33 protein-coding genes and 1 pseudogene are annotated in these 26,481 nt (G+C 68.9%); 22 read left to right on the forward strand and 12 right to left on the reverse strand.

Going from position 1 to position 26,481, the window contains the following annotated elements; all coding sequences use genetic code 11:
- Positions 1-35 precede the first annotated feature (35 nt).
- The 5 genes and pseudogenes from BBA86_RS13750 to BBA86_RS14340 all read left to right on the forward strand — a co-directional run.
- On the forward strand, positions 36-317 hold the full coding sequence (locus BBA86_RS13750; protein WP_018187744.1) for a metal-sensitive transcriptional regulator: 282 nt from the start codon (positions 36-38) through the stop codon (positions 315-317).
- 28 nt (positions 318-345) lie between these two features.
- A complete protein-coding gene (locus BBA86_RS13755) occupies positions 346-633 on the forward strand; it encodes a heavy-metal-associated domain-containing protein (RefSeq protein WP_065572068.1) in 288 nt (95 codons plus the stop codon).
- Positions 630-2,804, forward strand: a complete 2,175-nt coding sequence (locus BBA86_RS13760; RefSeq protein ID WP_262981989.1) for a heavy metal translocating P-type ATPase — start codon at positions 630-632, stop codon at positions 2,802-2,804. Before BBA86_RS13755 ends, BBA86_RS13760 begins: the two co-directional genes overlap by 4 nt.
- A 266-nt stretch (positions 2,805-3,070) precedes the next feature.
- Complete coding sequence (locus BBA86_RS13765) at positions 3,071-3,583, forward strand: GNAT family N-acetyltransferase (protein WP_065572330.1); 513 nt, start codon at positions 3,071-3,073, stop codon at positions 3,581-3,583.
- Between the two features lie 52 nt (positions 3,584-3,635).
- Positions 3,636-3,938, forward strand: a pseudogene (locus BBA86_RS14340) (tetratricopeptide repeat protein); the annotation flags it as partial.
- 186 nt (positions 3,939-4,124) lie between these two features.
- Here the strand turns inward: BBA86_RS14340 and BBA86_RS13770 are convergent.
- The 3 genes from BBA86_RS13770 to BBA86_RS13780 all read right to left on the reverse strand — a co-directional run bounded on the left by BBA86_RS13770 (position 4,125) and on the right by BBA86_RS13780 (position 5,699).
- Positions 4,125-4,664: a hypothetical protein gene (locus BBA86_RS13770; RefSeq protein WP_065572069.1), complete on the reverse strand. Its 540-nt coding sequence runs from the start codon at positions 4,662-4,664 to the stop codon at positions 4,125-4,127.
- A 40-nt stretch (positions 4,665-4,704) separates the two neighbouring features.
- Positions 4,705-5,088 carry a cytidine deaminase family protein gene (locus tag BBA86_RS13775; RefSeq protein WP_065572070.1) on the reverse strand — a complete coding sequence of 128 codons (384 nt, stop codon included), beginning with the start codon at positions 5,086-5,088 and terminating at the stop codon, positions 4,705-4,707.
- Positions 5,089-5,180: 92 nt separating this feature from the next.
- Positions 5,181-5,699: a GNAT family N-acetyltransferase gene (locus tag BBA86_RS13780; RefSeq protein WP_223247108.1), complete on the reverse strand. Its 519-nt coding sequence runs from the start codon at positions 5,697-5,699 to the stop codon at positions 5,181-5,183.
- A gap of 232 nt (positions 5,700-5,931) precedes the next feature.
- Between BBA86_RS13780 and BBA86_RS13785 the strand changes: the two genes are divergently transcribed.
- Complete coding sequence (locus BBA86_RS13785) at positions 5,932-6,534, forward strand: VanZ family protein (RefSeq protein WP_065572072.1); 603 nt, start codon at positions 5,932-5,934, stop codon at positions 6,532-6,534.
- Between the two features lie 69 nt (positions 6,535-6,603).
- Here BBA86_RS13785 and BBA86_RS13790 read toward each other — a convergent pair whose 3' ends face one another.
- Entirely contained in the window at positions 6,604-6,774 is a 171-nt protein-coding gene (locus tag BBA86_RS13790; RefSeq protein ID WP_065572073.1) for a CsbD family protein, read from the reverse strand.
- A gap of 125 nt (positions 6,775-6,899) precedes the next feature.
- Here BBA86_RS13790 and BBA86_RS13795 point away from each other — a divergent pair, with 125 nt between their 5' ends.
- Positions 6,900-7,328 carry an SRPBCC family protein gene (locus tag BBA86_RS13795; RefSeq protein ID WP_065572074.1) on the forward strand — a complete coding sequence of 143 codons (429 nt, stop codon included), beginning with the start codon at positions 6,900-6,902 and terminating at the stop codon, positions 7,326-7,328.
- Between the two features lie 79 nt (positions 7,329-7,407).
- A complete protein-coding gene (locus BBA86_RS13800) occupies positions 7,408-7,839 on the forward strand; it encodes a hypothetical protein (protein WP_065572075.1) in 432 nt (143 codons plus the stop codon).
- A 4-nt stretch (positions 7,840-7,843) separates the two neighbouring features.
- Here the strand turns inward: BBA86_RS13800 and BBA86_RS13805 are convergent, their stop codons facing one another.
- Positions 7,844-8,581: an SDR family NAD(P)-dependent oxidoreductase gene (locus BBA86_RS13805; RefSeq protein WP_065572076.1), complete on the reverse strand. Its 738-nt coding sequence runs from the start codon at positions 8,579-8,581 to the stop codon at positions 7,844-7,846.
- Positions 8,582-8,595: 14 nt separating this feature from the next.
- Positions 8,596-10,146, reverse strand: coding sequence for a cryptochrome/photolyase family protein (locus tag BBA86_RS13810; protein ID WP_065572077.1), 1,551 nt, complete (start codon positions 10,144-10,146; stop codon positions 8,596-8,598).
- Positions 10,147-10,243: 97 nt separating this feature from the next.
- Here BBA86_RS13810 and BBA86_RS13815 point away from each other — a divergent pair, with 97 nt between their 5' ends.
- Complete coding sequence (locus BBA86_RS13815; protein ID WP_065572078.1) at positions 10,244-11,236, forward strand: alpha/beta fold hydrolase; 993 nt, start codon at positions 10,244-10,246, stop codon at positions 11,234-11,236.
- 1 nt (position 11,237) lies between these two features.
- Here the strand turns inward: BBA86_RS13815 and BBA86_RS13820 are convergent, their stop codons facing one another.
- Positions 11,238-12,425 carry an ROK family protein gene (locus tag BBA86_RS13820; RefSeq protein ID WP_065572079.1) on the reverse strand — a complete coding sequence of 396 codons (1,188 nt, stop codon included), beginning with the start codon at positions 12,423-12,425 and terminating at the stop codon, positions 11,238-11,240.
- Between the two features lie 126 nt (positions 12,426-12,551).
- Here BBA86_RS13820 and BBA86_RS13825 point away from each other — a divergent pair, with 126 nt between their 5' ends.
- The 8 genes from BBA86_RS13825 (at position 12,552) to BBA86_RS13860 (ending at position 19,881) form a co-directional block, all read left to right on the forward strand.
- Complete coding sequence (locus BBA86_RS13825) at positions 12,552-13,856, forward strand: ABC transporter substrate-binding protein (RefSeq protein WP_065572080.1); 1,305 nt, start codon at positions 12,552-12,554, stop codon at positions 13,854-13,856.
- Complete coding sequence (locus tag BBA86_RS13830) at positions 13,853-14,776, forward strand: carbohydrate ABC transporter permease (protein ID WP_065572081.1); 924 nt, start codon at positions 13,853-13,855, stop codon at positions 14,774-14,776. The genes BBA86_RS13825 and BBA86_RS13830 overlap by 4 nt, the downstream gene beginning before the upstream one ends.
- Positions 14,776-15,696 (forward strand): carbohydrate ABC transporter permease, encoded by a 921-nt coding sequence (locus BBA86_RS13835; RefSeq protein ID WP_065572082.1) that lies wholly within the window; start codon positions 14,776-14,778, stop codon positions 15,694-15,696. Before BBA86_RS13830 ends, BBA86_RS13835 begins: the two co-directional genes overlap by 1 nt.
- Positions 15,697-15,724: 28 nt before the next feature.
- Entirely contained in the window at positions 15,725-17,413 is a 1,689-nt protein-coding gene (locus BBA86_RS13840; RefSeq protein ID WP_065572083.1) for a glycoside hydrolase family 13 protein, read from the forward strand.
- 201 nt (positions 17,414-17,614) lie between these two features.
- Positions 17,615-18,412, forward strand: a complete 798-nt coding sequence (locus tag BBA86_RS13845; protein WP_065572084.1) for an Fpg/Nei family DNA glycosylase — start codon at positions 17,615-17,617, stop codon at positions 18,410-18,412.
- A gap of 16 nt (positions 18,413-18,428) precedes the next feature.
- Positions 18,429-18,989 (forward strand): GAD-like domain-containing protein, encoded by a 561-nt coding sequence (locus BBA86_RS13850; RefSeq protein ID WP_065572085.1) that lies wholly within the window; start codon positions 18,429-18,431, stop codon positions 18,987-18,989.
- Positions 18,990-19,052: 63 nt separating this feature from the next.
- A complete protein-coding gene (locus tag BBA86_RS13855) occupies positions 19,053-19,427 on the forward strand; it encodes a DUF2256 and DUF3253 domain-containing protein (protein ID WP_065572086.1) in 375 nt (124 codons plus the stop codon).
- 1 nt (position 19,428) lies between these two features.
- On the forward strand, positions 19,429-19,881 hold the full coding sequence (locus BBA86_RS13860; protein WP_065572087.1) for an MSMEG_6728 family protein: 453 nt from the start codon (positions 19,429-19,431) through the stop codon (positions 19,879-19,881).
- 9 nt (positions 19,882-19,890) lie between these two features.
- Here the strand turns inward: BBA86_RS13860 and BBA86_RS13865 are convergent, their stop codons facing one another.
- Both BBA86_RS13865 and BBA86_RS13870 read right to left on the reverse strand, forming a co-directional pair.
- Entirely contained in the window at positions 19,891-20,400 is a 510-nt protein-coding gene (locus tag BBA86_RS13865; protein WP_141677888.1) for a hypothetical protein, read from the reverse strand.
- A gap of 110 nt (positions 20,401-20,510) precedes the next feature.
- Complete coding sequence (locus BBA86_RS13870) at positions 20,511-21,515, reverse strand: adenosine deaminase (RefSeq protein WP_065572089.1); 1,005 nt, start codon at positions 21,513-21,515, stop codon at positions 20,511-20,513.
- Between the two features lie 251 nt (positions 21,516-21,766).
- Here BBA86_RS13870 and BBA86_RS14480 point away from each other — a divergent pair, with 251 nt between their 5' ends.
- Positions 21,767-22,714 carry a hypothetical protein gene (locus BBA86_RS14480; RefSeq protein WP_141677889.1) on the forward strand — a complete coding sequence of 316 codons (948 nt, stop codon included), beginning with the start codon at positions 21,767-21,769 and terminating at the stop codon, positions 22,712-22,714.
- Positions 22,711-23,199 carry a hypothetical protein gene (locus BBA86_RS13875; protein WP_065572090.1) on the forward strand — a complete coding sequence of 163 codons (489 nt, stop codon included), beginning with the start codon at positions 22,711-22,713 and terminating at the stop codon, positions 23,197-23,199. The genes BBA86_RS14480 and BBA86_RS13875 overlap by 4 nt, the downstream gene beginning before the upstream one ends.
- A 27-nt stretch (positions 23,200-23,226) precedes the next feature.
- On the opposite strand, the gene BBA86_RS13880 is transcribed toward BBA86_RS13875, so the two are convergent.
- Complete coding sequence (locus BBA86_RS13880) at positions 23,227-23,496, reverse strand: GlsB/YeaQ/YmgE family stress response membrane protein (protein ID WP_065572091.1); 270 nt, start codon at positions 23,494-23,496, stop codon at positions 23,227-23,229.
- 125 nt (positions 23,497-23,621) lie between these two features.
- On the reverse strand, positions 23,622-24,101 hold the full coding sequence (locus BBA86_RS13885) for an Asp23/Gls24 family envelope stress response protein (RefSeq protein ID WP_065572092.1): 480 nt from the start codon (positions 24,099-24,101) through the stop codon (positions 23,622-23,624).
- Between the two features lie 141 nt (positions 24,102-24,242).
- On the opposite strand from BBA86_RS13885, the gene BBA86_RS14640 reads away from it, so the two are divergent.
- The 3 genes from BBA86_RS14640 (at position 24,243) to BBA86_RS13895 (ending at position 26,089) form a co-directional block, all read left to right on the forward strand.
- Positions 24,243-24,404 carry a hypothetical protein gene (locus BBA86_RS14640; RefSeq protein WP_189318490.1) on the forward strand — a complete coding sequence of 54 codons (162 nt, stop codon included), beginning with the start codon at positions 24,243-24,245 and terminating at the stop codon, positions 24,402-24,404.
- Positions 24,405-24,467: 63 nt separating this feature from the next.
- Positions 24,468-25,742, forward strand: a complete 1,275-nt coding sequence (gene nhaA / locus BBA86_RS13890) for a Na+/H+ antiporter NhaA (RefSeq protein WP_065572093.1) — start codon at positions 24,468-24,470, stop codon at positions 25,740-25,742.
- A gap of 8 nt (positions 25,743-25,750) precedes the next feature.
- Positions 25,751-26,089, forward strand: coding sequence for a DUF6804 family protein (locus tag BBA86_RS13895; RefSeq protein WP_065572094.1), 339 nt, complete (start codon positions 25,751-25,753; stop codon positions 26,087-26,089).
- A gap of 1 nt (position 26,090) precedes the next feature.
- Here the strand turns inward: BBA86_RS13895 and BBA86_RS13900 are convergent, their stop codons facing one another.
- Positions 26,091-26,480 carry a ribonuclease inhibitor gene (locus tag BBA86_RS13900; RefSeq protein ID WP_065572095.1) on the reverse strand — a complete coding sequence of 130 codons (390 nt, stop codon included), beginning with the start codon at positions 26,478-26,480 and terminating at the stop codon, positions 26,091-26,093.
- Position 26,481: the final 1 nt, after the last annotated feature.

Here is a 26,481-nt window from a genome sequence, read left to right on the forward strand (position 1 = left end):
TGACGCGTATACCCTAGGGGGGTACCGTATCTGCCATGAACGGGTACGACGCGAACAAGGACGACCTGCAGAAGCGGCTGCGCCGCGTCGAGGGCCAGGTGCGCGGGATCGCGCGCATGGTCGACGAGGACAAGTACTGCATCGACATCCTCACGCAGGTCTCCGCCGCGACGAAGGCGCTCGAGACCGTCGCGCTCTCGCTGCTGTCCGACCACCTCAGCCACTGCGTCGCCGAGGCGAGCGCCGAGGGCGGGCAGGTCGCCGCCGACAAGATCCGCGAGGCGAACGACGCGATCGCGCGTCTCGTCCGCTCCTGAACCTGTTTCTGACCACAGAGGAAAGACCATGACCGACCGCATCCAGCTCGGACTCACCGACGTCTCCGCATCCGCGACGCCTGCCGCACCGGCATCCGCCGTCACCGAAGAACTGCTCGTCACCGGCATGACGTGCGCGCACTGCGTCGCGAGCGTCCGTGAGGAGCTCTCCGAGATCGACGGCGTCGAGGCCGTGTCCGTCGACCTCGTCGCCGGCGGCACCTCGCACGTCACCGTGCACAGCGCGACCCCCCTCGACGACGACGCCCTGACCGCCGCCATCGAGGAGGCCGGATACACCCGGGTGTCCGCGTGAGCACCGACGTCGAGCTCGACATCTCGGGGATGACGTGCGCCTCGTGCGCCACCCGGATCGAGCGGAAACTCAACAAGCTCCCGGGCGTCGAGGCATCCGTCAACTACGCCACCGAGAAGGCGCGCGTCCGGGCCGACGGCGTCGAGGCGGCGCAGCTCATCGCGACCGTCGAGGCCGCGGGATACGGCGCGACGGTACCGACGCCCGAGCCCGAGGCGGCCGAGGCGGACGACGAGACGAAGCCGCTCCGCCAGCGGCTGCTCATCAGCGCCGCCCTGTCGCTGCCGGTCGCGCTGATGTCGATGATCCCGGCGCTGCAGTTCGAGAACTGGCAGTGGCTCGCGCTGACCCTCGCGGCTCCCGTCGCGGTCTGGGGGGCGTGGCCGTTCCACCGCGCGGCCGCCGTGAACCTGCGCCACGGCGCCGCGACGATGGACACCCTCATCAGCCTCGGTGTGATCGCGTCGTTCGGCTGGTCGCTCTACGCGCTCTTCTTCGGCGGCGCCGGCATGCCCGGCATGACGATGACCTTCACGCTGGTCGGTGCGCCGCAAGCGGGCGGGCACGAGATCTACCTCGAGGTCGCCGCGCTCGTCACGGTCTTCATCCTCGCGGGCCGGTACATCGAGGCCCGCGCGAAGCGGGCGTCGTCCGAGGCGCTGCGCGCGCTGCTCGAACTCGGGGCCACGGATGCCGCGAAGCTGCAGAACGGTGTCGAGACGCGCGTTCCGGTGTCGCAGCTCGTCGTCGGCGACACGGTCGTCGTCCGCCCCGGCGAGAAGATCCCGTCGGACGGACTCGTCACCGCGGGGATGAGCAGCGTCGACGCGAGCATGCTCACGGGTGAGTCGATGCCCGTCGAGGTCGCCGAAGGTTCTCGCGTCGTCGGCGCGACGATCAACGTCGGCGGACGCCTCGAGGTGCAGATCACCCGCGTCGGCGCCGACACCGAACTGGCCCGGATGCGGCGGCTCATGGAGGAGGCGCAGACCGGCAAGGCCGAGGTGCAGCGCCTCGCAGACCGCGTCTCGGCCGTCTTCGTGCCCGTCGTGATCGTGCTCGCGCTCGCCGCCCTCGTCGGCTGGACGATCGCGGGCGCGCCGTGGGAGCTCGCGTTCACCGCCGCTGTCGCGACGCTCATCATCGCCTGCCCGTGCGCTCTGGGACTTGCGACCCCGACCGCCCTGCTGGTGGGAACCGGACGCGGGTCGCAGCTCGGCATCCTGATCCGCGGACCTCAGGTGCTCGAGCAGACCCGCACCGTCGACACGATCGTGCTCGACAAGACCGGCACCGTGACGACGGGTCGCATGAGCGTGACCGACGTGCTGCCCGCCGGGGTTTCGCGGGACGAACTGCTCGCCGTCGCTGCGGCGGTCGAGTCGGGGTCGGAACACCCCGTCGCCCGCGCGATCGTCGCAGCCTCTGCGCCGGGGAGCGTCGACTCGTTCCAGTCGCACGCCGGATTCGGGGTGCAGGGCGTCGTCCATGGAGCGGCGGTCGTCGCAGGCCGGCCGTCGTGGCTCGCGGAGCAGTGGGCCGTCGCCGTGCCCGCCGATCTGCCCGAGGGGACGGTCGTCGCCGTGGCTCGCGACGGTGCGTACCTGGGCGCGATCGTCGTCGCAGACACGGTGAAGGATACGAGCGTCGCGGCGATCGCCCGGTTCCGCGAGCTCGGGCTCGAGCCGATCCTGCTGACGGGCGACACCGCGTCCTCGGCGGCGCGCGTCGCCGCCGAGGTCGGGATCTCCCGCGTCGAGGCAGGCGTCACGCCGGCGGGCAAGCTCGACACGATCCGTCGCCTGCAGGCCGAGGGCCGGGTCGTCGCGATGGTGGGCGACGGCGTCAACGACGCCGCGGCGCTCGCGGCCGCCGACCTCGGGATCGCGATGGGCGGCGGAACGGATGCGGCGATCGCGGCATCCGACATCACCGTCGTCTCCGGCGACCTTCTCGTCGTCGCCGACGCGGTGCGCCTCGCGCGGCGGACCCTGGGCGTCATCAAGGGCAACCTGTTCTGGGCGTTCGCGTACAACGTCGCCGCGATCCCGCTCGCGATGGCCGCGCTGCTGAACCCCCTCGTGGCCGCGGCGGCCATGGCGCTGTCGTCGGTGTTCGTGGTGACCAACAGCCTGCGCCTGCGCGGGTTCCAGGCGGTGGGGCGGGGCTGAGGGTCCGGGCGCGCGCGGGTGCGGGCGCGGTGCCGTTCGCGGATGCAATAGTTCGCGCGCGACACGCCGAGCCGCGGCATCCTTCACCGGGGTGTCGCCCCGGATCTCTTGCATTCGTTGACAGGGTGGCGGGCGGGAAGCGTCGAGGGAAATGTTCACCGATGCAATGGATGCCGAGCGACACGCCGCACTCCGGCATCCATCACCCGCGTGTCGCTTCGGATCTCTTGCATCGGCGCACGCCGAAGCGCGTGGAGGTGCAAGCGATGATGGAGCCGATGCTCGCGAACAGCCACGTCCTCCTCACCCCAATCACTCCTGACATCGCCCGCCGGATCATCGATCGCACCGAGCAACCGGGTGACGACTGGCATCCCGACTACCCGTTCGTCGACGAACTCGACCCGTTGGCCGCGCTGGCGGCCTCGGAACTGTCGGAGACTCCGTTCACGATTTACGCGATCCGACGCCCTGATGACCGCGCCGCCGTCGGCGGATTCGGGTTCTTCGGGCCGCCCGATGCGAGCGGCGCGGTCGAATTCGGCTACGGCCTGATACCCGCGGCACGAGGGTATGGGCTCGCATCGGCCGCGGTCATGCTCGCCCTGCATCACGCCGGGCAGTGGGGTGCGCTTCGCGCGAAGGCTGACACCGAACGCACGAACGCGGCATCCCGCCGGGTGCTCGAGAAAGCAGGGCTTCACGAGGTCGGCCGACGTGGGGACCTCGTGTTCTTCGAACGCGCCCTCGGCACCGTGACACGATCGGATCATGACTGACGCCGTATACGCCGAGCTCGATCGACTGCTGGCCGCACGCGATCGCGACGACATGGCGCCGACACTGGCGGCTCTGAAAGTCATCCACGACGACCATCCGACGGACGCGCGGGTGCTCTACGAGTACGCGGGCGCGCACGACACGGCCGGTCAGGAACAAGCGGCTGCCGAGCTCTACGCACAGGCTCTCGCGGCTGGCCTCGAGGGAGATGTTCGTCGCCGTTGCCTCCTGCAGTACGGCAGCACGCTGCGCAACCTCGGTCGGCTCGATGAGTCGATCGCGCTTTTCGCCGCGGCACGGGACGAGTTTCCGGATGTCGCATCCCTCGCCGTCTTCGAGGCGATCACGCTGCACGCGGCGGGACACGTCCACGCCGCGCTCGGATCGCTCCTCGATGTGATCGCCAGCTACGTCGACTCTCCCCGAGCTCGAGCGCTACAAGCCGGCGATCCGCGGCAACGCCGCCTATCTGCGCGACCTGGACGCGGGAGAATCCGCCGGCTAGACCCCGGCCTCGCCGTGGCGCGCGTTCCGCAGCGGCTAGAACACGATCACCAACGCAGCGACGGCGAAGACCGCGGCCGCGACGCCGAGGCTGGCCGCGTACCCGAGCCAGGTGGCGAGCACCCCGGCGCCGAGGGCACCGAAGAAGAAGACGATGCGGTTCGTCGTGCGGATCGTCGCGTTCATGCGGCCCTGGATCGCATCGGGCGCGATCGCCTGGCGATACGAGATGTCGTTCGCATCCTCGATGCCCATCGCCAGGCCGAAGAGGAACTGCGCGATCGACACGATCACGAGGAGCACCGTGATGGTCGTCGCGCTGCTGAGAGGGACGACCGCCAGGAGCAGCCACGGCACGACCGTCAGGCTGCGGCCGACGAGGATCGCGTTCAGGATGCCGATCTGCGCCGGCGTCGCCGCGACCACCGTGACGATGAGCACTTGGAACGCGACGTTCGCGATGGCCGACCCGAACCCGCGGATGGTCGTCGCCGTCCAGAAGAGCCGGAATGCCGGGATGCGCAGGACCTCGGTTCGGCCTTCGCCGGACGATCCCGGCGGGCCCGCGTTGCGCATGGTGCGACCCTATCCGCGCGGGTGGGCGGGTGATGCGCGGTCAGCGGAAGTAAGCATCCGGGAGCAGTTCGCCGACCGGCCGTATCACGGGACCGTCGGCAGTGGGGATGGCGACCAGGATGTCCGGGTGCTGGTCGAGCAGGACCTGACGGCACCGGCCGCATGGTGGGATCAGGCCGCGCCCACCGTCGCCGGCCGCAGCGATGGCGAGGAGTCGCGGTGCCCCAGCGGTCGCCGCGACGCCGAGAGCGACCAACTCTGCGCAGGGCCCGCCGGTGAAGTGGAAGACGTTCACGGCCTCGTGGACGCGACCGTCGATGTCGATCACGGCGGCGGCGACGGTGTGGTTCGCGTTCTCCCCCAGCGTGCGGGCACGGGCCTCAGCCGCGGCGATGACCTGTTGGTCAGGTTCAGAGGGTCGCATGGAGGGCAACTGTAGTGTGCGCTGGGTCTTGTCATCGCTGGTGCGCAGGTTCGGACGACGCACACCTTGTCGACCTAGGCGGCGGCGTCCGCTCAATGCACGGCGCTGGCGGGTCGGAGTGTCGCGCCCATCTGCACGCGCCGCCCGTAGCGGTCGAGTCCGAGGCGTGCCTCGACCTCGACGAGGGAGCGGTGGAACGCGGTCGAGGGCTCCTCCTCGGCGAAGCCCACCGTCGCGTAGAACGGTGCGTTCCACGGCACGTCCGCAAACGTCCGGAGCGTGATCCGCGAATGCCCGCGTTCACCGGCGTGACGCTTCGCGGCCTCCGTCAGGGCCCGGCCCAGGCCCCGCCGCGCGAACGCCGGACTGACGGAGAGCTGCTCCAGGTGGCACGCGTCGTCGATCTCCAGAACGTGCACGAAGCCCACGACGTCCTCGTCGACCTCCGCGACGAGAACGAACCCCAGGTCCGTGATGCGCTCCGCACTCGGGGGCGCCTGCGACCATGCATCGGGTTCGAGCCGGTCGATCAGGAGACGGTCCGCGTCGTTCTCGATCCGTTCGATCGAGGTCGCGTCCGCCGTGGTTGCGAACCTGATGCGTGGCGACACCTGACCAACGTACAAGTAGGCGGCATTCGGGGTCATGGTCGGAAGCCCGCGAAGCCAGCCTGTCGAGGTGATCTTCCGGCCCCGCCGGTGACGGATGTAATAGTGCAGGGGCGGCACGCCGGTGATGGATGCCGGGGCGCGGCGTGTCGCGCGGCATCCATTGCATCCGTGCACGGCCGCACGCTCAGCACGCCGGTCAGCCCGAGCCGGCCGCCTCGGATAGGGTCCCGGAGTGTCCACAAACCCTTTCGGCGAGGTCTCCGTCCTGCCTGTAGCGATCCCGCTGGGCATCGCGTTGTTCGTCCTGTTGATCGCCGTGCTGGCGCGCCGCAAGAAGCTCACGTGGGCTCGGGCCGTGACGGCCGCCGTCGCCGCCGTCTACGCCGCCGGGATCTTCGCCAACACGATCTTCCCGATCTACCTGTCTCCCGTCGACAGCGGTCAGCCGTGGACGCCGAAGCTCGCACTCGTCCCGTTCTACGACTACGAGGTCGACGACGCGCTCATGAACATCGCGGTCTTCGTGCCGCTGGGAATCCTGATCCCGCTCCTCATGCGTCGCCCGTCGTGGGTGAAGGTCGTGCTGACCGCCGTCTCGGTCAGTCTGGGGATCGAGCTCGCGCAGCTGGCCGCGCAGGCCTTCTTCGCGGGCGGTCACATCGCCGACGTCAACGACCTGATGTGGAACACCGTGGGCGGCGTCGTCGGCTACGCCGTCTATCTGCTCGCCCTGCGGATCCCGGGTCTGTCCTCGCTCGTCCGGCTGTTCCGCTGGCATGACGACGCGGCGCCACGGACGGTGGCGAGCGCTCGTCACGCCGGAACGGTTTCCTGACGGCGCCTCACACGGAGGAGGGCCCCACCGGCTGACCGGCGGGGCCCTTCACCTTGTTCTCGGGCTGGCTTACTTGAACACGTCCTTGACGTTCTCGCCGGCCTTCTTGAGGTTCGCTTCGCGCTGGTCGGCTTCGCCCTCGCGGCGAAGGTCCTCGTCATTGCGGTGCTCACCCAGGGCTTCCTTCGCCTTTCCGGCGATGTCCTGCGCGGCGTTCTTGATCTTGTCGTCGAGACCCATGGCACACTCCTCAGTTCGTGGGGATCCCAGAATCCGACTCGCGCCGATTCCACTCAACCGCTTGATTTCGGCGTCGATTGGTGGGAGGCGGATCTCGCGCCGCACCCGGCACCTAGGGTGAGGACATGTTCACCGTCACCGAGTCCGTCACCATCGACCGCCCGGTGACCGAGGTGTTCGGCTTCTTCACCGAGGGCCGCGCCCGGTGGGACGAGTCGGTCATCTCCGAGGAACTGACGTCACCGCGGCCCGTCGGTGTCGGGTCGACGATGCACACGCGGATGCGGGCGGTCGGCCGCGAGGTCGAGTTCGACTGGCGCGTCACGGCCTACGACCCTGGCGTGCGGATGGCGGTCACCAGCACGAGCGGCATCATGGCGACGTCCTCGGACCTGCAGTTCGCTGACGCGAACGGCGCAACGGTCGTCGCCGTGCGCATCGACGCGGAACCGACCGGCATCATGCGTCTGGCCGAACCCATGATCGCCGACTCGATCCGCTCGTCGCTGTCGACGTCGCTGGGCAGCGCGAAGCGGATGCTTGAGAGCGCCTGACCGAACGTCATCCTTCCGGCTGACACGGATGCCTCTCCGGGCCGACGCCCAGCGCTCGACGCCTGCGTAGACATGGAGCATGAAGCGCACACTCGCCGCCCTGTCCTTTGTTCTCGTCGCCGCCGGCGTCATGACGGCCTGCTCGCCGGTCGACGGTGACGTCGAGAACCACGTTGTGAAGACCGTCAGCGAAGGGTCGACGATCCCTGTCGCCGACCTCGCCCCCGACGACGCGACGCGGTTCACGGTCGTCTGCCCCTACGAGAGCGCGGCGGACGTCGCCGTGCGCCTGGGCGTCGCGACCACGACCCTCCCGGATCTCTCGAAGCGTGACGACGCGCAGGCCCTCGTCGTCGTGACGGCGGACGGCGTCGATTCGGCCGAGTTCCCCCGCGACCGCGTCGACCTGTGCTCCACCGAGGGCGCGTGGCCGGTCTACGAGAAGACTGACACGGCGACTGCCGCCGTCGCGCAGAAGGACGACGTGTACGTCGTCACCCGCGACAGCTGACGCGTCACCTCACGAGCGGACGCACCGTCGTGAAGCCGCCGTCGACCGGGATCACCTGCCCGGTGATGCGCCCGGCATCCGTCGACAGCAGCCAGTCCATGACCGCGGCGACGTCGTCGGCCGTCTGCACGCCGCCGAGCGGGTACTGCTTCTCGGCACCCTCGCGCTGCATCGGAACGCTCAGCATCCCGGCCGTCATCGGGGTGTCCGTCATACCGGGAGCGACCGCGTTCACACGGATGCCGCGCGCGGCATACGTGGCGGCGGCACTGCGCACGAGCGCCTCGACGCCTCCCTTCGCGGCGGCGATCGCCTCGTGGTTGGCGACGCCGATGCGGGCGACGACGGAGCTCGCGAAGACGGCGGCGCCGGGCTGCTTGCCCGTCGCCTCGAGCCAGGCCTGCAGGATCCAGATGCTGCTCTCGAGGTTGACGCGCAGGATGTCGCGCGCGGCGTCGGCCTTCGTCCGATGCAGCGGGGTGATGAGCGTGCTACCGACCGCGTGCGCGAGCCACGCCGGTGCGTCACCCAGCTCGGACCGGCAGCCCTCGAGCGCCGCGGCGGCACCCTCGGGCGTCGTCACGTCGGCTTCGATGTGCGCGTCCGCATCGACGGAGGCGAGGGATGCGGCATCCCGCCCCACGGCGGCGACGCGCAGACCGCGCGCCCGCAGCCGTGCGACGAGGGCGCTTCCGACCCCACCACGGGCGCCGGTCACGAGGGCGATGTCGGTCGAGGTCATGATGCTCTCCTTGCTCAGGTGTGGGGAACCGCGATGTCGCCGCGCCGGATCGCGTCGGCGCGCTCACGGATGCCGGCGATCTCGTCGTCGTCGAGGCGCGACACGTTCTTCACCTGCAGTGACATGCGGTGATTGGCGGCGAGGGGCTCCTCGTGCCGGATGAGGTAGTCCCAGTACAGGGTGGTGAAGGGGCACGCGTCGTCGCCTACCCGCTTGGCAGGGTCGAACGGGCACGTCTTGCAGTAGGGGCTCATGCGGTCGATGTACTTGCCGGTAGCGGCATACGGTTTGCTGCCCATCAACCCGCCGTCGGCGTATTGGCTCATCCCGAGCGTGTTCGGAAGTTCCGCCCACTCGACCGCGTCGACGTAGACCGCGAGGTACCAGGCGTGGACCTCCTTCGGATCGACGCCGAGCAGCATCGCGTACAGCCCGGTGACCATGAGCCGCTGGATGTGGTGCGCGTACCCGTTCTCGAGCGTCGTGCCGATCGCGTCCTGCAGGCACGCCATCGCCGTGTCGCCGGTCCAGTAGAAGTCGGGGAACGGTTCGAACGCCTCGAACGCGTTCCGCTCGAGATACCCGGGCATCTGCGTCCAATAGATGCCGCGGACGTATTCGCGCCACCCGAGGATCTGTCGGATGAAGCCCTCGACGGCAGGCAACGGCGCCTTCTTGTCGCGGTAGGCCGCCTCCGCCGCGGCCACGACCTCGCGCGGAGTCAGCATCTTCAGGTTCATCGACGACGACAGGTGCGCGTGCCAGAGCCACGGCTCGCCCGGCCACATCGCATCCTGCGTCTCGCCGAACCCGGGCAGACGTTCCTCGATGAACAGGTCGAGGGCCTCGAGCGCCTGCGCGCGGGTGACGGGCCACCCGAACGAGTCGAGCGAGCCGGGGTGGTCGGCGAACCTGTTCTCGACGAGGGCGATGACCTCGCGGGTGGTCTCGTCGGGGTCGAACCGAGCGCGCGGGGGAACCAGCCCGGGTCCCTGCTTCGGGAACGCCTTGCGGTTGTCGGCGTCGTAGTTCCATGATCCGCCGACCGGCTGCCCGCGGGTCGTCATCAGCACGTCGTGCTTCTTGCGCATCTCGCGGTAGAAGTACTCCATCCGCAGCGACTTCCGGCCCTCGGCGTGCGCGGCGAACTCGGCGACGGTGCTGAAGAAGTGGCGGTCCTCACGGATGTCCAACGGGATGCCGCTGTGCTCGGCCACGTCGCGCAGCGCTTCGCGCACCCGCCACTCGCCGGGCTCCGTCACGACGAGTCCCTCGGGCTTCAGCGTCGTCACGTCGGCCGCGAGCTGGTCGGCCAGCGAGTCCTTCGTCGAACGGGCGTCGAGCTTCGCGTAGTGGAGGGGACGCCCGGCATCCGTCACCTCCGCGGCGAAGTGCCGCATCGAGGCGAGGAAGACGGCGGTGCGCTGCTTCGTGCTCCAGACGTGCTCGGATTCGCCCGCGACCTCGGCCATCCAGACGGCGTCCCGATCGGGGTCGAAGTCGTCGAATGCGCTCGATTCGTGATCGAGCTGATCGCCCAGCACGATGACGAGGTGTCGCAGCATGGCGCCAGCGTAGGAAGGGGCTCGGACGGTTCCCACCGCTTGTGTCAGGCGGTCGGGCTGCGCTAGCGGGCGGGGGCGGACCTGGCATCCTGGGTGCATGCCTGCGACCGACGATGCCCCCGACGTCGACGTCGAACACGTCGGCCACGGCACCCATCGCACGCGGGTGACGCGGGTCGAGACCACGGCCGGCGACGGCGGGCGCCCGTTCGTCCTCGTGGCCGGCGTCGGCGTCGCGGCGACGTACTTCGAGTTCCTCGCGCCCTCGCTCGCCGAGCACGGCGACGTGTTCGCGCTCGACCTGCCCGGGTTCGCGGGGATGCCGCGGCCCGGTGACCAGCCCACCGCGGAGTTCTTCGCAGATCGCGTGGAGGAGGTCCTCGACCACTACGGTCTCGAGGATCCGGTGGTCATCGGCCACTCGATGGGGACGCAGGTCGTCACCGAGGTGCTGATCCGGCGGCCGCAGCTGCGGCACGCGGTGCTCGTCAGCCCCGTCGTGAACGACCAGGAGTCGTCGCTCCCGATCGTCGCGCTCCGCTTCGCGCAGTCCGCGACCCGTGAGACCTTCCACCTCGCGATGACGGCGCTCTCCGCCTACGTCCTCTGCGGGTTCGTCTACTTCGTGCGGGTGCTTCCGCACATGCTGCGGTACCGGCTGATCGAGCGGATGCCGCGGGTCGAGGCATCCGTCCTGTTCATCCGCGGCGAGTACGACGCGACGTCGCCGCGCCGGTTCCACTCCCGGCTGGTCGCGGCGGCGGGGAACGCCCGTCGCTGGGAGATCCGCGGCGCGGCGCACTCGATCATCAACGCGCACGCTGTCGGCGCGTCCGAGCTCATCGTGAAGCACGCGAACGATTCCCTGCCGCCGAAGGGGCGGATGCCGGCCGAGAAGGCCGCCGTTCCTCCGCCGCCGCACGCCGGGATCAGCATCGTGTGGAGCGCGCTGCGCGAACGCGCCGCCGAGTGGTGGTCCGCCGCACGTCGCGACGAGGCGGGCGTCGAACGCGCGAAGGAACGGCACGCCCGCATCCTGTGGCGGGCGTACTCCCGCTCCCGTCAGGACCCGCGCCGCGAGGTGCGCTGACTCAGCCCTGCCACACGTCGAGCGCTCGCTCGCGCGCCGATGCCACGGCGGCGGCGACCGCCCCCGTCACGACGACGTCGCCGCTCAGCGTCGAGGCGACCAGTTCGGGCGCCGGCAGGTCGAGATCGGTCGGTAGAGATCGACGCGCGGCGGCGACGACCTCGTCCACACCGTCGGCGATGGCGCCCGAGACGACGACCCGCTCGGGGTCGAACATGCTCCCGAGGACGCTCACGATGCGCGCGAGCGCGAGGCCGACGCGGTCGACGATCCGCAGCGCATCGGCGTCCCCGCGGGCGGCCATCGAGAGGACCGTCCGGGCGTCGAGATCCTCGGGCGCGACATCCCGGAACCCTGCAGTCGCCTCGCCCGACTCCGCGAACTCGGCGGCCCACGACGCCACCCGCGAGCCGAGACCCTCGGCGCCGCGTACGCCGTCGACGTGGTCGAACGCGACCATCTCGCCGACCCCGCCGTGATGGCCGCGCAACAGATGCCCGTCGACGACGACTCCGGCACCCAGGCGGGATCCGGCCAGCAGGGCGATGTAGTCCCGGCATCCTCTCGCCGCCCCGACCGACCCCTCCGCGACGGCCGCCAGCGACGCGTCGTTCTCGATCCGCACGATCGGCGCCCACGAGAGGACGTCGACGAGGTCGGGGTTCATCCGCTCCCAGAAGCGGGTGGGATGCCGCGGCGACCGGCCCGTGCGGTCGACCGGCGCGGGCACGCCGGCGCACACGGCGAGGACGTCCGCGCGTGACCGACCCGCTGCGGCCAGGGCACGGTCGACGGTGTCGCTGACGACGCGAGCGCGTCCCGCCGCGTCGTCACGATCCAGGACGAGGCGCGCATCGGCATCCGCCATCGGCTGTCCGCGCAGGTCCGCGATGGACACCGACACGTGCTCGTGGCCAGCGTCGATACCGACGACGACGGCGGCGTCGCCGCGCAGCGCGAATCGGCGCGCCGGGCGGCCCTTGCGGTAATCCCCGGCCAGGCGCGCATTCGGCAGTTCGGTGAGCAGCCCCCGAGCGACGAGGGCCGCGGTCGCTTCGATCGTCGTCGACCGCGTCAACCCCGTGGACTCCATCGCGTCGGTGGCAGTGAACTCGAGTGTCTCCCACGCGAAGGCGAGCACGGCGTCCTGACTCGCCGGGCGAGTCGGGGGGGAGACGAGTGTCGACATCGGGGTCTTGACCTTTCGGGATCTGCCCTGCAATATTGCCTGCATCGTATTGATTTGGCGACTAAATATAGTCGCTGGGTCGAACGGTGAGGGAACTTTCGTCCGCAACGACGCGATCGGATACACATGTCATCGACCTCTTCCCGGATGCGGCGGATCGCCGCCGCACTCGCCGTCACCGCGCTGGGCGGCGCGTTGCTCGCCGGATGCTCGTCCGACGGCCGCGAGACCTTGCGCTTCACGTTCAGCAAGCGCGAGGCACTGCCGTTCATGCAGGACGTGGTGCAGAAGTACAACGCGTCGCAGGAGCGGGTCACCGTCGAGATGGACACCTCGGGCGTCGACGTGGTCTCCGCCAGCTTCGTCCGCGGCAACCCGCCCGACATCATGCTCGCGAACTACAACTACGAGGTCGCCCGCTTCGTGCAGCGCTGCGCCCTCAGCGACCTCAGCGGGACGGACGCCGCCGGCACGGTGCGCGAGGACTTGCAGCCGCTGATGGAGCAGTACGGGACGTGCGAGGGTCGCACCAGCGCGCTGCCGTACTCGGTGATGGCGTCGTCGGTCATCTACAACACGCAGATCTTCGAGGACAACGGCCTCGAGGTGCCGACGACCTGGGATGAGCTCATCGCCGTCTGCGACGCGCTCGAAGAAGCCGGGGTCACGCCGTTCTACGGCACGTTCAAGGACGACTGGACCGTGGCGCAGGGCTGGTACGACTACGCGATCGGCGGATCGGTCGACGTGATCGACTTCTTCGAGCGTCTCGCCGCAGAGGGCGCCGAGGTCGACGGTTCGTCGGAGGTCTCGTTCGAGAAGACCTTCACCGAGCCGGTCGAGAAGGTGCTGCAGCTCGCGACCGAGTACACGAACGAGGATGCCGACAGTCGGGCCTACGGCGACGGCAACCTCGCGTTCGGTGAGGGTGAGGCGGCGATGTACCTGCAGGGCCCCTGGGCGTTCAGCGAGATCGCGAAGACCGCTCCCGACGCCCCGCTCGGCACGTTCCCGCTTCCCATGACGGACGACCCCGACGACCTCGCGATCCGCGTCAACATGGACCTCGCGGCCATGATCCCCGACGCGTCCACGAAGAAGGATGCCGCCCGGGACTTCCTCGAGTACCTGTACCAGCCCGACATCATCGAGGCCTACAACGAGTCGCAGCTCGGCTTCGCGCCGACGACGGATGCCGCTCCGCCGCAGGATCCGCGCATCGAGGGCATGCAGTCCTACTACGACGAGGGTCGGATCTATCAGGGGCCGTCGGTCCTCGTCCCGAAGACGATCCCGGTGTTCGCCTACGCGCAGGCCATGCTGTTCGGCCAGGACCCCGCGCGCACGTTCGCCACCATGGACAGCGACTGGTCGCGACTCGCGTTCCGTCAGCCCGTCCTCACCGACGAGGCCGAGGAGGCAGCGCGATGACCACCACCACCGGGTCGACGACGACCCTCGTGACCCAGGGCGACCGGAAGGCGAGGCGCAGTTCGAAGCGCGTCGAGCCGATCTACTACCTGTTCCTGCTGCCGACGGTGCTGCTGTTCACCCTCGCGATCACCGTCCCGGGTCTCATCGGCATCTTCTTCAGCCTGACCGACTCGATCGGGCTGGGGGAGTGGAACTTCATCGGGTTCACGAACTACATCGCCCTCTTCAGCGACCCGGCGATCCTGCAGAGCTACCTGTTCACGGCGGGCTTCGCGATTGCGACCGTCATCGTCGTGAACATCGCGGCCTTCCTGCTGGCCGTGGGGCTGACCTCCCGCATCCGCTTCAAGACAGGCCTCCGGACGATCTTCGTGATCCCGATGGTCATCTCGGGCATCATCATCGCCTACGTCTTCAACTTCCTGTTCTCCAACTCGTTGCCGTCCGCGGGGTCGACCCTGGGCATCCCGTGGCTGCAGGAGAGCCTGCTCGCCAATCCGGACCTCGCCTGGGTGGCGATCGTCATCGTGACCGCGTGGCAGGCCGTCCCGGGAACGCTCCTCATTTACATCGCCGGACTCCTCTCGGTGCCGGGCGACGTGTACGAGGCGGCCGACATCGACGGCGCATCGAAGCGGCAGCAGCTGTTCCGGATCACCCTGCCGTTGGTCGCGGGCTATGTAGTGATCAACGTGATCCTCGGCTTCAAGGGCTTCCTGAACGCGTACGACATCATCGTCGGCCTCACCGGCGGCGGTCCCGGCACGGCGACCCGCAGCGTCGCGATGACGATCATCGCGGGCTTCAACGGCGGCGACTACGCCTACCAGATGGCCAACGCGACGATCTTCTTCATCGTCGCCGTCCTCATCTCTCTCCTCCAGCTCTCGCTCACGCGGGGAAGGAACAAGGTCTGATGTCCACCTCGCAGCCCGCGCTCGCCTTCGAACAGGCCGACGCCGTCACCGCTCCCGACCGCCCGACCGAACCCCCGCGTCGCCGGCGCAAGACGGGCGCCGAGCGCCCCAACTGGTCGGGCACCGTCATCCTGTTCCTCTGCTCCATCACGGTGCTCCTGCCGTTGTACGTCACCATTTCGATGTCGCTGAAGACGACGGGGCAGGCCGTCGACGGCAACGCGTTCTCGCTCCCGGCGCCGATCAGCTTCGACGGCTTCGTCCAGGCGTGGAATCTCACGCAGTTCCCCACCGGAGCCGCGATCTCGTTCTTCGTGACGGCCGGCACCGTGATCGCGACGATCATCCTGGCCGCCTTCGCGTCGTACGCGATCGTCCGCAACTGGGACCGGAAGCTTTTCCGCTACTCGTTCTTCTACCTGCTCGCGGCGATGTTCATCCCGTTCCCCGTCGTCGCGCTGCCGCAGATCCAGCTCACCGGCCGACTGGGGCTCGACAACCCCTTCGGGGTCATCCTGCTGGCGACGATGTTCCAGTTGAGCTTCAGCGTGCTGCTGTTCACCGCGTTCCTGCGGTCGATCCCGATCGAGCTCGAGGAGAGCGCCCGGATCGACGGCGCGTCGACGTGGCAGACGTTCTGGAAGCTGATCTTCCCGCTGCTCGCCCCCATGAGTGCGACGGTCGGCATCTTCGCCTTCCTCTACGCGTGGAACGACTTCATGCTGCCGTCGCTGATCATCTCCGATCCGTCGATGCAGACCCTGCCCGTGCGACAGAACCTCTTCCAGACGCAGTTCAGCAACAACTACAACGTCGCCTTCGCGTCGTACCTCATGGCCATGGCCCCCGCCATCCTTGCGTACCTCTTCACCCAGCGCTGGGTGATGGAGGGCGTGACCCAGGGTGCCGTCAAGGGCTGATCGACCACCGAACCCCCGAAAGGACACCGTGACCTCCGACGTGCAGACCGCACCCGAGACCGCCGATGAGATCGTGACCCCCGAATGGTGGCGACAGGCGGTCGTCTACCAGGTGTATCCCCGCAGCTTCGCGGATGCCGACGGTGACGGCATCGGCGACCTGCGCGGCATCCGTTCCCGGGTGCCCTATCTGAAGGAACTGGGGGTGGATGCCGTCTGGCTCAGCCCGTTCTATCCGTCCGACCTCGCGGACGGCGGCTACGACGTCGCCGACTACCGCGACGTCGACCCGCGGCTGGGAACCCTCGACGACGCGGACGCGATGATCGCCGCCCTGCACGACGTGGGCATCAAGGTCGTCATCGACATCGTCCCGAACCACACCTCCGATCGGCACGCGTGGTTCCAAGAGGCGCTCGCCTCGCCGCGCGGGTCGGCCGCGCGGGCGCGCTACATCTTCCGCGACGGCAAGGGGGAGAAGGGCGAGGAACCGCCCGCGGACTGGCAGTCCGTCTTCGGCGGCCCGGCGTGGGAGCCCGTCGGCGACGGCCAGTGGTACTTCCACAACTTCGCGGTCGAGCAACCCGACCTCGATTGGTCGAACCCCGAGGTGCGCGCCGACTTCGTTCACACACTACGGTTCTGGTCCGACCGGGGTGTGGACGGATTCCGCATCGACGTCGCCCACATGCTGACGAAGGACCTCCCGGATGAGCTGCCCACGCAGGCGGAGCTCGATGCGATGCCGCACGACGGGCAGCATCCGATGATCGACCGTGACGACGTGCACGAGGTGTACGCCGAGTGGCGGGCGGTGTTCAACTCCTACGATCCGCCGCGCACCGCTGTCGCCGAGGCGTGGGTCGCCCCGTCGCGCATCCCGCTTTACGCGAGCGCCGAGAGCCTGGGCCAGGCGTTCAACTTCGACCTGCTCGAGGCGGACTTCGACGCGACCCAGTTCCGGCGGATCGTCGCCGACAACCTCGCGCTCGCCGCCTCGTCGGGGTCGTCGACGACGTGGGTGCTGTCGAACCACGACGTCGTCCGGCATGCGACGCGGTATGGGCTGCCGCATCCGGATCGGGATGCCTCGGGTCGCCCCTCGCGCAAGCACGGCAACGAGTGGCTGCTCTCGGGTGGCGCCGCGTCGACCGTCGATGCCGAGGCAGGGCTCCGCCGGGCGCGCGCCGCGAGCCTGTTCGTCCTCGGTCTGCCGGGATCGGCGTACATCTACCAGGGCGAGGAGCTCGGTCTGCAGGAGGTCGGGGACATCCCCGACGCGGACCGACAGGACCCGACCTTCTTCCGCAGTCCCGGCGAGGACATCGGCCGGGACGGATGCCGCGTGCCGATCCCTTGGACAGAGTCGGGGACGTCGTTCGGCTTCGGCGCAGACGGATCACATCTGCCGCAGCCGGAGTGGTTCGGCGGGTTGTCGGTCGAGGCCCAGGAGGGCGACCCCTCTTCGACGCTGAATCTCTACCGCCGTGCGCTGTACCTGCGTCATGAGTTGCAGACGGCCGAGGAGCTGACGTGGGTCGACACCGGGCGCGGTGACGTGCTCGCCTTCATCCGGCCGAACGGGTGGACCGTGGTCACGAACTTCGGTGATGAGCCGGCCGATCTGCCCGCGGGTGAGGTGCTGCTCGCGAGCGCAGACTTGGACGGCGGTCGGCTGCCCGGCGCAACGACGGTCTGGTTGCGCGCCGGGGGCTGACCCCTCCACGTCGTCGAGGCAGCGTCTGGCGAGGTTCCGTTCTCCGGATCGATGGGGCTTCACGGCCGGCGCAGCGCTCTTGTGCCTCGATCCTCCGGAGAACGGTCCGTTGTCGTTCCCCCTCCGGTGGGGCGCTCACGCAACCAGCCGTGCCGGAATGCAGGACGATAGGCGGAGATTCGGCGCGCGGGAGGAGGACGGATGCCCGAGGGTGACAGCGTGTACCGGTTGCGGCAGCGGCTGGCCGCGGCATCCGTCGGTCACGTCGTCGTCGCGGGGGAGCTGCGTTCCGGCGCGGCGGCGGGCACCCCGCTCGCCGGAGCGCGGATCGCCTCGTACGACACGCACGGCAAGCACCTGCTGACCCGCTTCGACAGCGGGCAGACGCTGCACACGCACCTGCGGATGCAGGGGAGTTGGACGGTGACAAGGCCGGGGCGCCGCATCCCGTCCCGCGAGGATCACCGGGTGCGCGTGCGGATGCGGCTCGACGACGGGTCGACGCTGTGGGGCATCGACCTGCCGGTCGTCGAACTCATCGCCACGGCTGACGAGGGTGCGCTGCTGGCGTATCTCGGTCCCGATCCGCTGCGCGAGGACTGGGATGCCGCCGAGGCCGTCCGCCGTCTGTCGGGGCGGCCCGAGCGCCCCCTCGTCGCGGCGCTGCTCGACCAGCGGAACATCGCCGGGCTCGGGAATCTGTGGGTCAACGAGACCGCGTTCCTCTCCGGCGTGCACCCATTCGCGCCGATCGCCTCGGCGGACCTCGGGTCGCTCGTCGAGCGGGCAGCCAGGATGCTGCGGATCTCCGCCACTGTGCCGGGCATGTACCAGGTGACCACAGGCTCGACGCGGAAGGGCGAGTCCCACTGGGTCGTCGGTCGCGCCGGGCGCCCATGCCTGCGGTGCGGCACCCGGATCCTCGTGCGGGACGAGGTCGCGAACGACCCCGAGCGTCGCCGCACGTGGTGGTGTCCGCGGTGTCAGCCCGAAGCATGACGGTTACATTGGGCGCATGATCGAGCTCGCCGACTTCGTCCCGCATGCGCCCGTCGAGCCGGAGGTCATCGCGGCGTACCGCGACCGAGTTCCGGCGGAGATCGTGGAGCTCTGGGAGACCTACGGCTACGGGACGTTCGGCGACGGCTTTCTCCGGGTGATCAACCCAAGGGTGTACGAGGAGGAGCTCGGCGACCGGATCGGCAAGACGCAGGGCGACGGCATCGCGATTCCTGTCATGGTGACGGCGCTCGGCGACCTGATCACATGGGAGCCGAGCATTGGAGGCCTCGTCGCGCTGATGTTCCGCAGGAACGACGGCACCGGCCTCGGGAGTCCGAGGACGTTCTTCGGACTGTTGCGTCTCGACGGCGCGGAGCACCTCGCGGACGAGTTCCACTGGGACGTGTTCCCCGAAGCGGTCGCGCAGGAGGGGGCGCCGGCGTTCGACGAATCCTTCATCTTCGTGCCGCTGCCGTCCCTCGGCGGACCGGGTACAGCGGACACGCTGAAGAAGCGTCAGACCATCTCGGCGATCCAGGTCATGGTCGACCTGCAGGGCCCGATCGGGCACTGAGCGGCGCCCGCCGGCATCCGCAACCCCTTCGCCCGTGTCGGCCGCTCGACGTAGCGTCGCCGCATGGCTTCCATCCCTGCACCCAAGACGTGCGCCTCGTGCGGACGCGAGATCCAGTGGCGCAAGAAGTGGGAGAAGAACTGGGCCGACGTGAAGTACTGCTCGGGCGCGTGTCGGAAGCGCGGCATCCGTCCTGTCGACGAGAAGCTCACGGCCTCGATCCGGGAGTTGCTCGACGCGCGCGCAGCGTCGGCGACGATCTGCCCGTCCGAGGCGGCGCGGGCCGTCGGAGGCGAGGACTGGCGCGACCTCATGGAACCCGCCCGTCGCGCGGCGCGACGCCTGGTCGCGATCGGCGAGGTCGAGATCACCCAGCGCGGACAGGTCGTCGACCCGTCGACCGCCAAGGGGCCGATCCGCATCCGGAAGGCACGCTGACGTGCAGACCTTCGTCCCGTTCGACGACCTCGCCCGCGGCATGGCGGCGCTCGACACGAAGCGGCTCGGCAAGCAGCGCGTCGAGACGCTGCAGGTGATGCGCACGCTCACGATTCCGGATTACGGCTGGCGACACCATCCGGCCGTCAAGATGTGGCGCGGGCATCGCGCCGCGCTCATGGTCTACCAGGACCTCACGGTCGATGAATGGGTGCGGCGCGGCTTCGCCGACACGACCCGCGCCTCGACCCTGGCGACGCTCGACGAGATCCCCGAAGACGGTGCCGAGTACCGGTCGGGGACGGTCCGGATGCCGCCCTGGTTCGGCCGCGAGGACGTCCACCGCTCGCACCGCTCGAACCTGCTGCGGAAGGACCTCGAGTACTACCGCGCGCAGGGCTTCGACGACCCCGACGACCTGCCCTACGTGTGGCCGACGGCCGAGGGCGGGTAGCGCAGCGGGTCAGTACTCGATGCTGGGCGAACTACCCTCGGGCAGAACGAAGCAGGGCGAGAAGGATGCCACGTCCACCGCGTTCGCTGCGCGCCGCCCAACGATGTACCCCGAGCCGTACGGACCGAGCAGCTGCACCGCCGGGCCCACGGAATCGGTGATGTCGCGCGGGCGGAACTCGTCATCGTCCCCGTACGCCGTGAGGACCTCGTCGATCACGCTCTCCGGCGAGGTCGACTCCGTCAACGTGACCACGGTCCGCCCGGTCCATTGGTACCCCCGGTCCGCGTCGCAGGGGAGGAGGATGCCCGTCGCCCTCTGCTCGACCGACGACACCATCGTCTCGGGCAGCTTCGCGACGATCGCGTCCTCGACGCCCTGCGCCACGCGCTTCGCCTCGCCGATCGTCAGCCCCGGCCGCGTCTTCTCGACCGTCCTGTCCTCGTCGGCTGACGGTACGCATCCGACCAGCATCAGCACGGCCGCAGTCGCCGCGGCCATTCCCGTCGCCCTGTTCATCATCGGTGCCTCGATCCGTCGAGTCTGACACCCGCCCCCCGGCCGGATCCTCGAACCCTAGCCGGTGTTCGGCCGTGGGCAACCGGTTACACCGGCTCTGCGCTGTTCGATCAGGCGGATGCCGCCCACTCCCGCACCTGCGCGAGGAGATCCGCTTTCCGCCCGGCATCCGCGAAAGACGCCTCGATCGAGTTCGCGGCGAGCTGCGCCAGTTCCGCCGTGTCGAAGCCGAGCGAGGCGACGGCGGCGTAGTTGTCGCCGATGTAGCCGCCGAAGTACGAGGGATCGTCGGAGTTGATCGTCACGACGACGCCCGCGTCGACGAGCTCGCGCAGGGGGTGGGCGCCCAGTTCGGGCACGGCCCGCAGGCGCACGTTCGAGAGCGGGCACACCGTCAGCGCGACGCGGTGCTCCGCGAGATGCGCCAGCAGCTCGGGGTCGTCGATCGAACGGATGCCGTGGTCCACCCGCTCGACCTCGAGCAGCCGCAGCGCCTCCCAGACGTATGCGGCCGGTGCCTCCTCGCCGGCGTGGGCGACGCGACGCAGTCCCAGCTCGGCGGCTCGGCGGAACACGCCCTCGAACAGCGCCGGCGGGTAGCCGACCTCCGCGGAGTCCAAGCCGATGCCGAGAAGCTCGTGCGCACGCGGCGCGATCTCGTCGAGCAGCGCTTCGGCCGAGGCGACCGGGTGGTCGCGGACGATGCAGGCGATCAGTCCGCCGGTGATGCCGAACCGCTCCTGCCCGGCCGCGAGACCAGCGCGGAGCCCGTCGATGACGACGTCGACCGGCACACCGTTGGCGGCGTGGACCTGCGGATCGAAGAACATCTCGACGTGACGCACACCGTCAGCCGCGGCCCGCTCGAAATAGGCGACAGCGAGGTCGGTGAAGTCCTGATCCGTTCGCAGCACCGCCATGCATGCGTAGTAGAGGTCGAGGAACGACTGCAGATCCTCGAAGTCGTAGCGTCGCCGCAGATCGTCGACGTCGGCGAACGGCAGGGTCACGCCGTTGCGCTCGGCGAGGGCGAACGCGAGTTCCGGCTCGAGCGTGCCCTCGATGTGCAGGTGCAGCTCGGCCTTCGGGAGGGTGCGCAGATCAGGGCTCGTCACGGGGAGCCATCGTACGCACCCGCGCCCAGCGATTGCGGCCCACACTCGCGCCCCACGCCTCGGCGCACTACGGTCTCGAGAAGCGGCCATGGTGGCTTTTCCGGGGGGACGAGATCGTGACGACTATTCGACGTCGAGAATTCTTACAGGGTGCCGCCGTTATCGCGGCATCGGGAATGAGTCTCCTGCATGGCCCTGGGCCAACCGCGTCCACCATTGTCGATGGTGATAAGCAGGATTGGCGCAGGGCGTTGGCAGGCGAGTACTTGCCCTCTGGCGCCTTAAACGTGAGACCCCTGCAGGACGACCTCGAGCTGTGGGAGGTGGAGGGCGGTGGATATATGGTGGTTGATGCTGGGCGACAGACCCTCCTTGAAGCGTCGCCCACCGCTCTCAGCCCGTTCGACGGGGTTCCGGGCAACCTCCTGTACGGCGGCCTAGGTCAGTACTTCACCTTCGACTCCATCCGCGCGGTCGACCTGCGAACCGGAATCAGCGAGTCCTCCCGCGAGCTTCTGGCTGCAACGAAGGATCAAATCGCGGCGACTCGCGATCGCCTGGTGGTCTCAGCGATGGACGTCGAGGCGGTGCGAAGGAAAACGGACCCTCGTTGGAAGAACCCTGCTGCATCATTGAACTCAACTTCCAGCGACTTGGAACACGTGAAGAGCGGTGACATCAGGCAACGTGTTCCGAATTATGGTTACGTCACGGGTTCGAGGATTTACGAGAACGCAACCGGAATCTGCGGGTGGGTCGCGGGTTCGATAGTGACCCGGTATTGGCATGCGAGGTCCTCCTCTCGGAAGCTCTTGCCTACCAAGTATCGAAGCGGCACCAACATGACCTCGACCCCGAACTTTGCCACCTACCTGCAGGGGAAAGGGGGAGATGCTACCTGGGCACCCAACATCGAAGAAAGACTTGCTTGGAATGCGAAGCAGCAGAAGGTGGGGTACGTCTCTTCCTGGGCACTCGGCGCGATCGGATTGTTTCCGGAAATCGACGGAGGTTATCCCGTAATCGTGTTTGGGGATCTACCCCTCGGGAAGAAGAAGAAGAAGGGAGCTCATGCGGTTGTTGCCTACGGCGAGACGAATAGCGGCTATCCGATAGCGCACTACGGATGGGACGGCTACACCAACATCATCCTCAACGGCGCGACCGTGGGCTCGACAGCAAGGTTTCGACTCAAATGAAGGCACGACGTAAAACCATCCTGGTGTGGGGAGCTATCGCGCTACTTCTCTTGACAGGATGTGCGGGCACGACCACGCGGTCATTGGGGGTCGACGCGAGCGACGTCGCCGAGATTCAGTACTACGAATACCCGTGGGGCAGCGTTCCCTCAACGCTCGACCGGCTGACGATCGACGATCCGGCGGCGATCGCAGAGTGGCTTCGAGGCTATAAAGACATGCCGACGACCGCATGGGACCCGGAGGACGCAGGCGACGCCATTGGCAAAGAGACCCGGTCGACCCGCTTCATCCTGACTGACGGTGACATCGTCGAGGTCACCACCATCTGGGTGTCAGGGCACAACGTAATCGTGGTCTGGCCGGATGGAAAGGTCTACACGACGGAATGGGGATCTCCCGGGACGATGAAAGCCTGGCAGGAGCGGGGCATGATCCAGGAGGTCGACGCCGCAGAACGCCCGAAGGTGGCATTACCCGGCTGACCCGCCGCGGACACCACCGCCGCGCGATCAGCGCTTGGCGCCTTTGCGGCCGAACAGTGCGCCGTAGATCAGCAACACGATGAGCGAGCCGCCGATCGCGAGCAGCCACGTCGACAGCGAGAAGAACTCGTTGAGGTTGACGTCGAAGATCAGCCCGCCGAGCCAGCCGCCGAGCAGAGCTCCGACGATGCCGAGCAGCAGCGTGACGAACCAGCCGCCGCCCTGCTTGCCCGGCAGGATGAGCTTTGCGATGGCGCCGGCCAGCAGGCCGAGGATGAGGAAACCGAAAAAGCCCATGATGACTCCTTAGTGATGGTGTGTCTGATTCCGTAGCAGCGGATGCCGTCAGTTCAGTCGCTTGCGCACGTCGTGCGCCACGTCCTTGACGGCGGCGACAAAAGTCTTCGCCGTGTTGCGCATGGTCAAGCGATGCGCGACTCGGTCTGCTCGTCCTCATCGTCGGCGATGTGGACGTCGTGGATCTCGACGTTGACCTCGACGACGTCGAGTCCTGTGAGTCGCTCGATGGCGCCGGCGACCGAGGCGCGGACCTCGTCGGCGACGCGGCCGATCGGCGCCGGGTACTCCACGACGACCTTGAGGTCCGCGGCGGCCTGCGTCTCGCCGACCTCGACCTTGACGCCCTGCGTCAGGTCGGTCGCGTTGACGGCGTCACGGATGGCGCCGAGCGCGCGAGCTCCGCCGCCGCCGAGCGCGTACACGCCGCTGACCTCGCGGGCGGCGATCCCGGCCACCTTGGCGACGACGCCGTCGGCGATCGTGATCCGGCCCGCGACCTTCGGGTCGCCGGCGGGCGCGGCGGATGCCGCACGGTCGACGCGCGTCGCCGTCTTGGGCGTCGTGGTGGTGGCGGTGCTCGTGGTGGTCTTCTCGTCAGCCATGGGGGTATCCCTCACTGTGTCGTCTCGTCCGACGCCGTGCCGTCGGGGCCGCGTCGGAGGGCGTGGTCTGCGCCCTCGGAGATAGGAGGTGCCCACAGCCCGAAACGTCACAGAAAAGTGCACACGGGATACCCTCGAGGCATGACGATCACGGCACGCTACCGCCTCGAGCGGGCACTGCCGTCGGCGATCGGCATCCGCACGCTCAACGCGCCGCAGCATCCCGGAACGAACGGGTGGGTGAGCGAATGGGGTACCAACGCGCACGGCGAGATCGCCGGCTGCCCGCCGTCAGCGGCCTGACCCGCACCGCTCGTCGGTGCGCCCTCAGCGACCCCTGATCACCGACGCGGAAAGCGATCCGTCATGTCCACTTCCCCTTCACCCCACACGGCACCGCACGAGATCTGGCGCGGGATCCGCCAGACCGTCCGCACCGACACCTTCGGCGGCATCCTGCTGCTGGCCGCCACGGTCGCGGCCCTCGTCCTCGCCAACTCGCCCCTCGCGGACTGGTACGTGGGCGTCCGCGAGACCTCGTTCGGCCCCGAAGCCCTCCACCTCGACCTCACCGTCGCGCACTGGGCAGCGGACGGCCTGCTCGCGATCTTCTTCTTCGTCGTCGGCCTCGAGCTGAAGGAGGAGATCGTGGCGGGCCGGCTGCGCTCGCCGCGCGTCGCCGCGGTCCCGGTGATCGGCGCCCTGGGCGGGGTCATCGTCCCCGCCCTCATCTTCACCGCCTTCACCTTCACCCTGCCCGGCGACGCCGTCCGCGGCTGGGCGATCCCCACTGCGACCGACATCGCCTTCGCCATCGCGGTGTTCGCCGTCGTCGCGAAGGGGCTGCCGGCCGGGCTCCGCGTGTTCCTGCTCACCCTCGCCGTCGTCGACGACCTCTTCGCGATCACCATCATCGCCACCGTCTACACCGACGACCTGCAACCGCTGTGGCTCGCGGCCGCCGTCGTTCCGCTGGTGCTGTTCGCCGTCGCGGTGCGGCGCGGCATCCGTCACTGGTGGGTGCTGATGCCGCTCGCGATCGTCACGTGGGGCTTCGTTCACGCCTCCGGCGTGCACGCCACGATCGCGGGCGTCGTCCTCGCGTTCATGGTGCCGGCGACCGTGACGCCGCGCGCCCGCGTCGAGGTGGGTACGGATGCCGACGGTTCCCCCATCCACGATGCGTTGACGGCGCACTTCGCCGACCGCTTCGGGCCGATCTCGACGCTCGTCGCGTTGCCGATCTTCGCGTTCTTCTCGGCCGGCGTCACGGTCGGCGGGTGGGAGGGGCTGACGGCTGCCTTCGCCGATCCGGTGACCCTCGGCATCCTCGTCGGCCTCGTCCTCGGCAAGCCGATCGGCATCCTGCTCGCGGTGTTCCTGCTGACGCGCATCCCCGCGGTCCGGCGGACGTTCGAGCTGCGGTGGGGTGACATGGTGGGCGTCGGCCTGCTCGCCGGCATCGGGTTCACCGTCGCGCTGCTCGTGGGCGAACTCTCGTACGGCGTCGGATCGCTCGAGGACGATCACGCGAAGATCGGCATCCTCGCCGGCTCGGTCGTCGCCGCGATCGTGGGCGGCGCCGTGCTCGCCTGGCGTGCCCGTCGCGTGCGTCAGACTGGAACGACACCCCCGTCCTGAGGAGCCCCGTGAGCCGCACGCAGCCGACGCCCGCGACGTACCAGCGCAACGCCCTCGCGCCGAGCCTCCTCGCAGCCGCGGTCCTGTTCGTCGCGCCGGCGCTGATCGAGAGCGACTGGTTCCTCACGGTGCGCTTCGTCGCGACGATCTTCGCGATCATCATCGGATGGTTCGCGTTCCAGGCGAAGCACTGGTGGTGGATGCCGGCGATGCTGGCGATCGCGGTGGTGTGGAACCCGGTCATCCCGTTCGAGTTCTCGGGCCCGATCTGGAGCGCCGCTCAGGTCGCCGCCGCGTTCGTCTTCCTCGGCGCCGGAGCGACGATCAAAACGCGTCGCGAGGCCTGACTCAGCGCAGGTCGAGCGTCACGCCGGGATGGCCCGCGAACACCTCGAGCACACGGTCGAAGTAGGTCGTCCCCGCGCCGGCGAGCACGTCGTCGAGCTGCCGCTGCAGGTCATCGGCCCGGAACATACCCGGCTGCGCGAGCTTCGCGCGTAGCCATCGCGCGGTCTCGGCGACGCCGAGCGCGTTCCGGCTGCGGGCGGCATCCCGCCAGACGACCCGGACGGCGTCATCCTCGGCCAGCGATCCGTACCCGCCGTAGAGCAGGTCATCCAGCGCGTCGAGGCTGGCGCCCAGGCGCCACTCCTCTCCGCTCATGAACAGCCGATTCAGCTCCTCGTAGAGATCCGGGATGCCGCCGATGCGGCCGCCCTCGATGACGTACTCGGCCACG

The organism is Microbacterium oleivorans (assembly GCF_001691565.1).
Classification (GTDB): domain Bacteria; phylum Actinomycetota; class Actinomycetes; order Actinomycetales; family Microbacteriaceae; genus Microbacterium; species Microbacterium oleivorans_B.

Coding starts and splice junctions, on each gene's coding strand:
- BBA86_RS13885 (WP_065572092.1), bottom strand. CDS start 24,101: ATGGCTGACGAGAAGACCACCACGAGCACCGCCACCACCACGACGCCC.
- BBA86_RS13795 (WP_065572074.1), top strand. CDS start 6,900: ATGTTCACCGTCACCGAGTCCGTCACCATCGACCGCCCGGTGACCGAG.
- BBA86_RS13820 (WP_065572079.1), bottom strand. CDS start 12,425: ATGTCGACACTCGTCTCCCCCCCGACTCGCCCGGCGAGTCAGGACGCC.
- nhaA (WP_065572093.1), top strand. CDS start 24,468: ATGTCCACTTCCCCTTCACCCCACACGGCACCGCACGAGATCTGGCGC.
- BBA86_RS13875 (WP_065572090.1), top strand. CDS start 22,711: ATGAAGGCACGACGTAAAACCATCCTGGTGTGGGGAGCTATCGCGCTA.
- BBA86_RS13815 (WP_065572078.1), top strand. CDS start 10,244: ATGCCTGCGACCGACGATGCCCCCGACGTCGACGTCGAACACGTCGGC.
- BBA86_RS13750 (WP_018187744.1), top strand. CDS start 36: ATGAACGGGTACGACGCGAACAAGGACGACCTGCAGAAGCGGCTGCGC.
- BBA86_RS13755 (WP_065572068.1), top strand. CDS start 346: ATGACCGACCGCATCCAGCTCGGACTCACCGACGTCTCCGCATCCGCG.
- BBA86_RS13800 (WP_065572075.1), top strand. CDS start 7,408: ATGAAGCGCACACTCGCCGCCCTGTCCTTTGTTCTCGTCGCCGCCGGC.
- BBA86_RS13790 (WP_065572073.1), bottom strand. CDS start 6,774: ATGGGTCTCGACGACAAGATCAAGAACGCCGCGCAGGACATCGCCGGA.
- BBA86_RS13765 (WP_065572330.1), top strand. CDS start 3,071: ATGATGGAGCCGATGCTCGCGAACAGCCACGTCCTCCTCACCCCAATC.
- BBA86_RS14640 (WP_189318490.1), top strand. CDS start 24,243: ATGACGATCACGGCACGCTACCGCCTCGAGCGGGCACTGCCGTCGGCG.
- BBA86_RS13775 (WP_065572070.1), bottom strand. CDS start 5,088: ATGCGACCCTCTGAACCTGACCAACAGGTCATCGCCGCGGCTGAGGCC.
- BBA86_RS13770 (WP_065572069.1), bottom strand. CDS start 4,664: ATGCGCAACGCGGGCCCGCCGGGATCGTCCGGCGAAGGCCGAACCGAG.
- BBA86_RS13805 (WP_065572076.1), bottom strand. CDS start 8,581: ATGACCTCGACCGACATCGCCCTCGTGACCGGCGCCCGTGGTGGGGTC.
- BBA86_RS13845 (WP_065572084.1), top strand. CDS start 17,615: ATGCCCGAGGGTGACAGCGTGTACCGGTTGCGGCAGCGGCTGGCCGCG.
- BBA86_RS13835 (WP_065572082.1), top strand. CDS start 14,776: ATGTCCACCTCGCAGCCCGCGCTCGCCTTCGAACAGGCCGACGCCGTC.
- BBA86_RS13865 (WP_141677888.1), bottom strand. CDS start 20,400: ATGAACAGGGCGACGGGAATGGCCGCGGCGACTGCGGCCGTGCTGATG.
- BBA86_RS13825 (WP_065572080.1), top strand. CDS start 12,552: ATGTCATCGACCTCTTCCCGGATGCGGCGGATCGCCGCCGCACTCGCC.
- BBA86_RS13850 (WP_065572085.1), top strand. CDS start 18,429: ATGATCGAGCTCGCCGACTTCGTCCCGCATGCGCCCGTCGAGCCGGAG.
- BBA86_RS13855 (WP_065572086.1), top strand. CDS start 19,053: ATGGCTTCCATCCCTGCACCCAAGACGTGCGCCTCGTGCGGACGCGAG.
- BBA86_RS13880 (WP_065572091.1), bottom strand. CDS start 23,496: ATGGGCTTTTTCGGTTTCCTCATCCTCGGCCTGCTGGCCGGCGCCATC.
- BBA86_RS13810 (WP_065572077.1), bottom strand. CDS start 10,146: ATGCTGCGACACCTCGTCATCGTGCTGGGCGATCAGCTCGATCACGAA.
- BBA86_RS13830 (WP_065572081.1), top strand. CDS start 13,853: ATGACCACCACCACCGGGTCGACGACGACCCTCGTGACCCAGGGCGAC.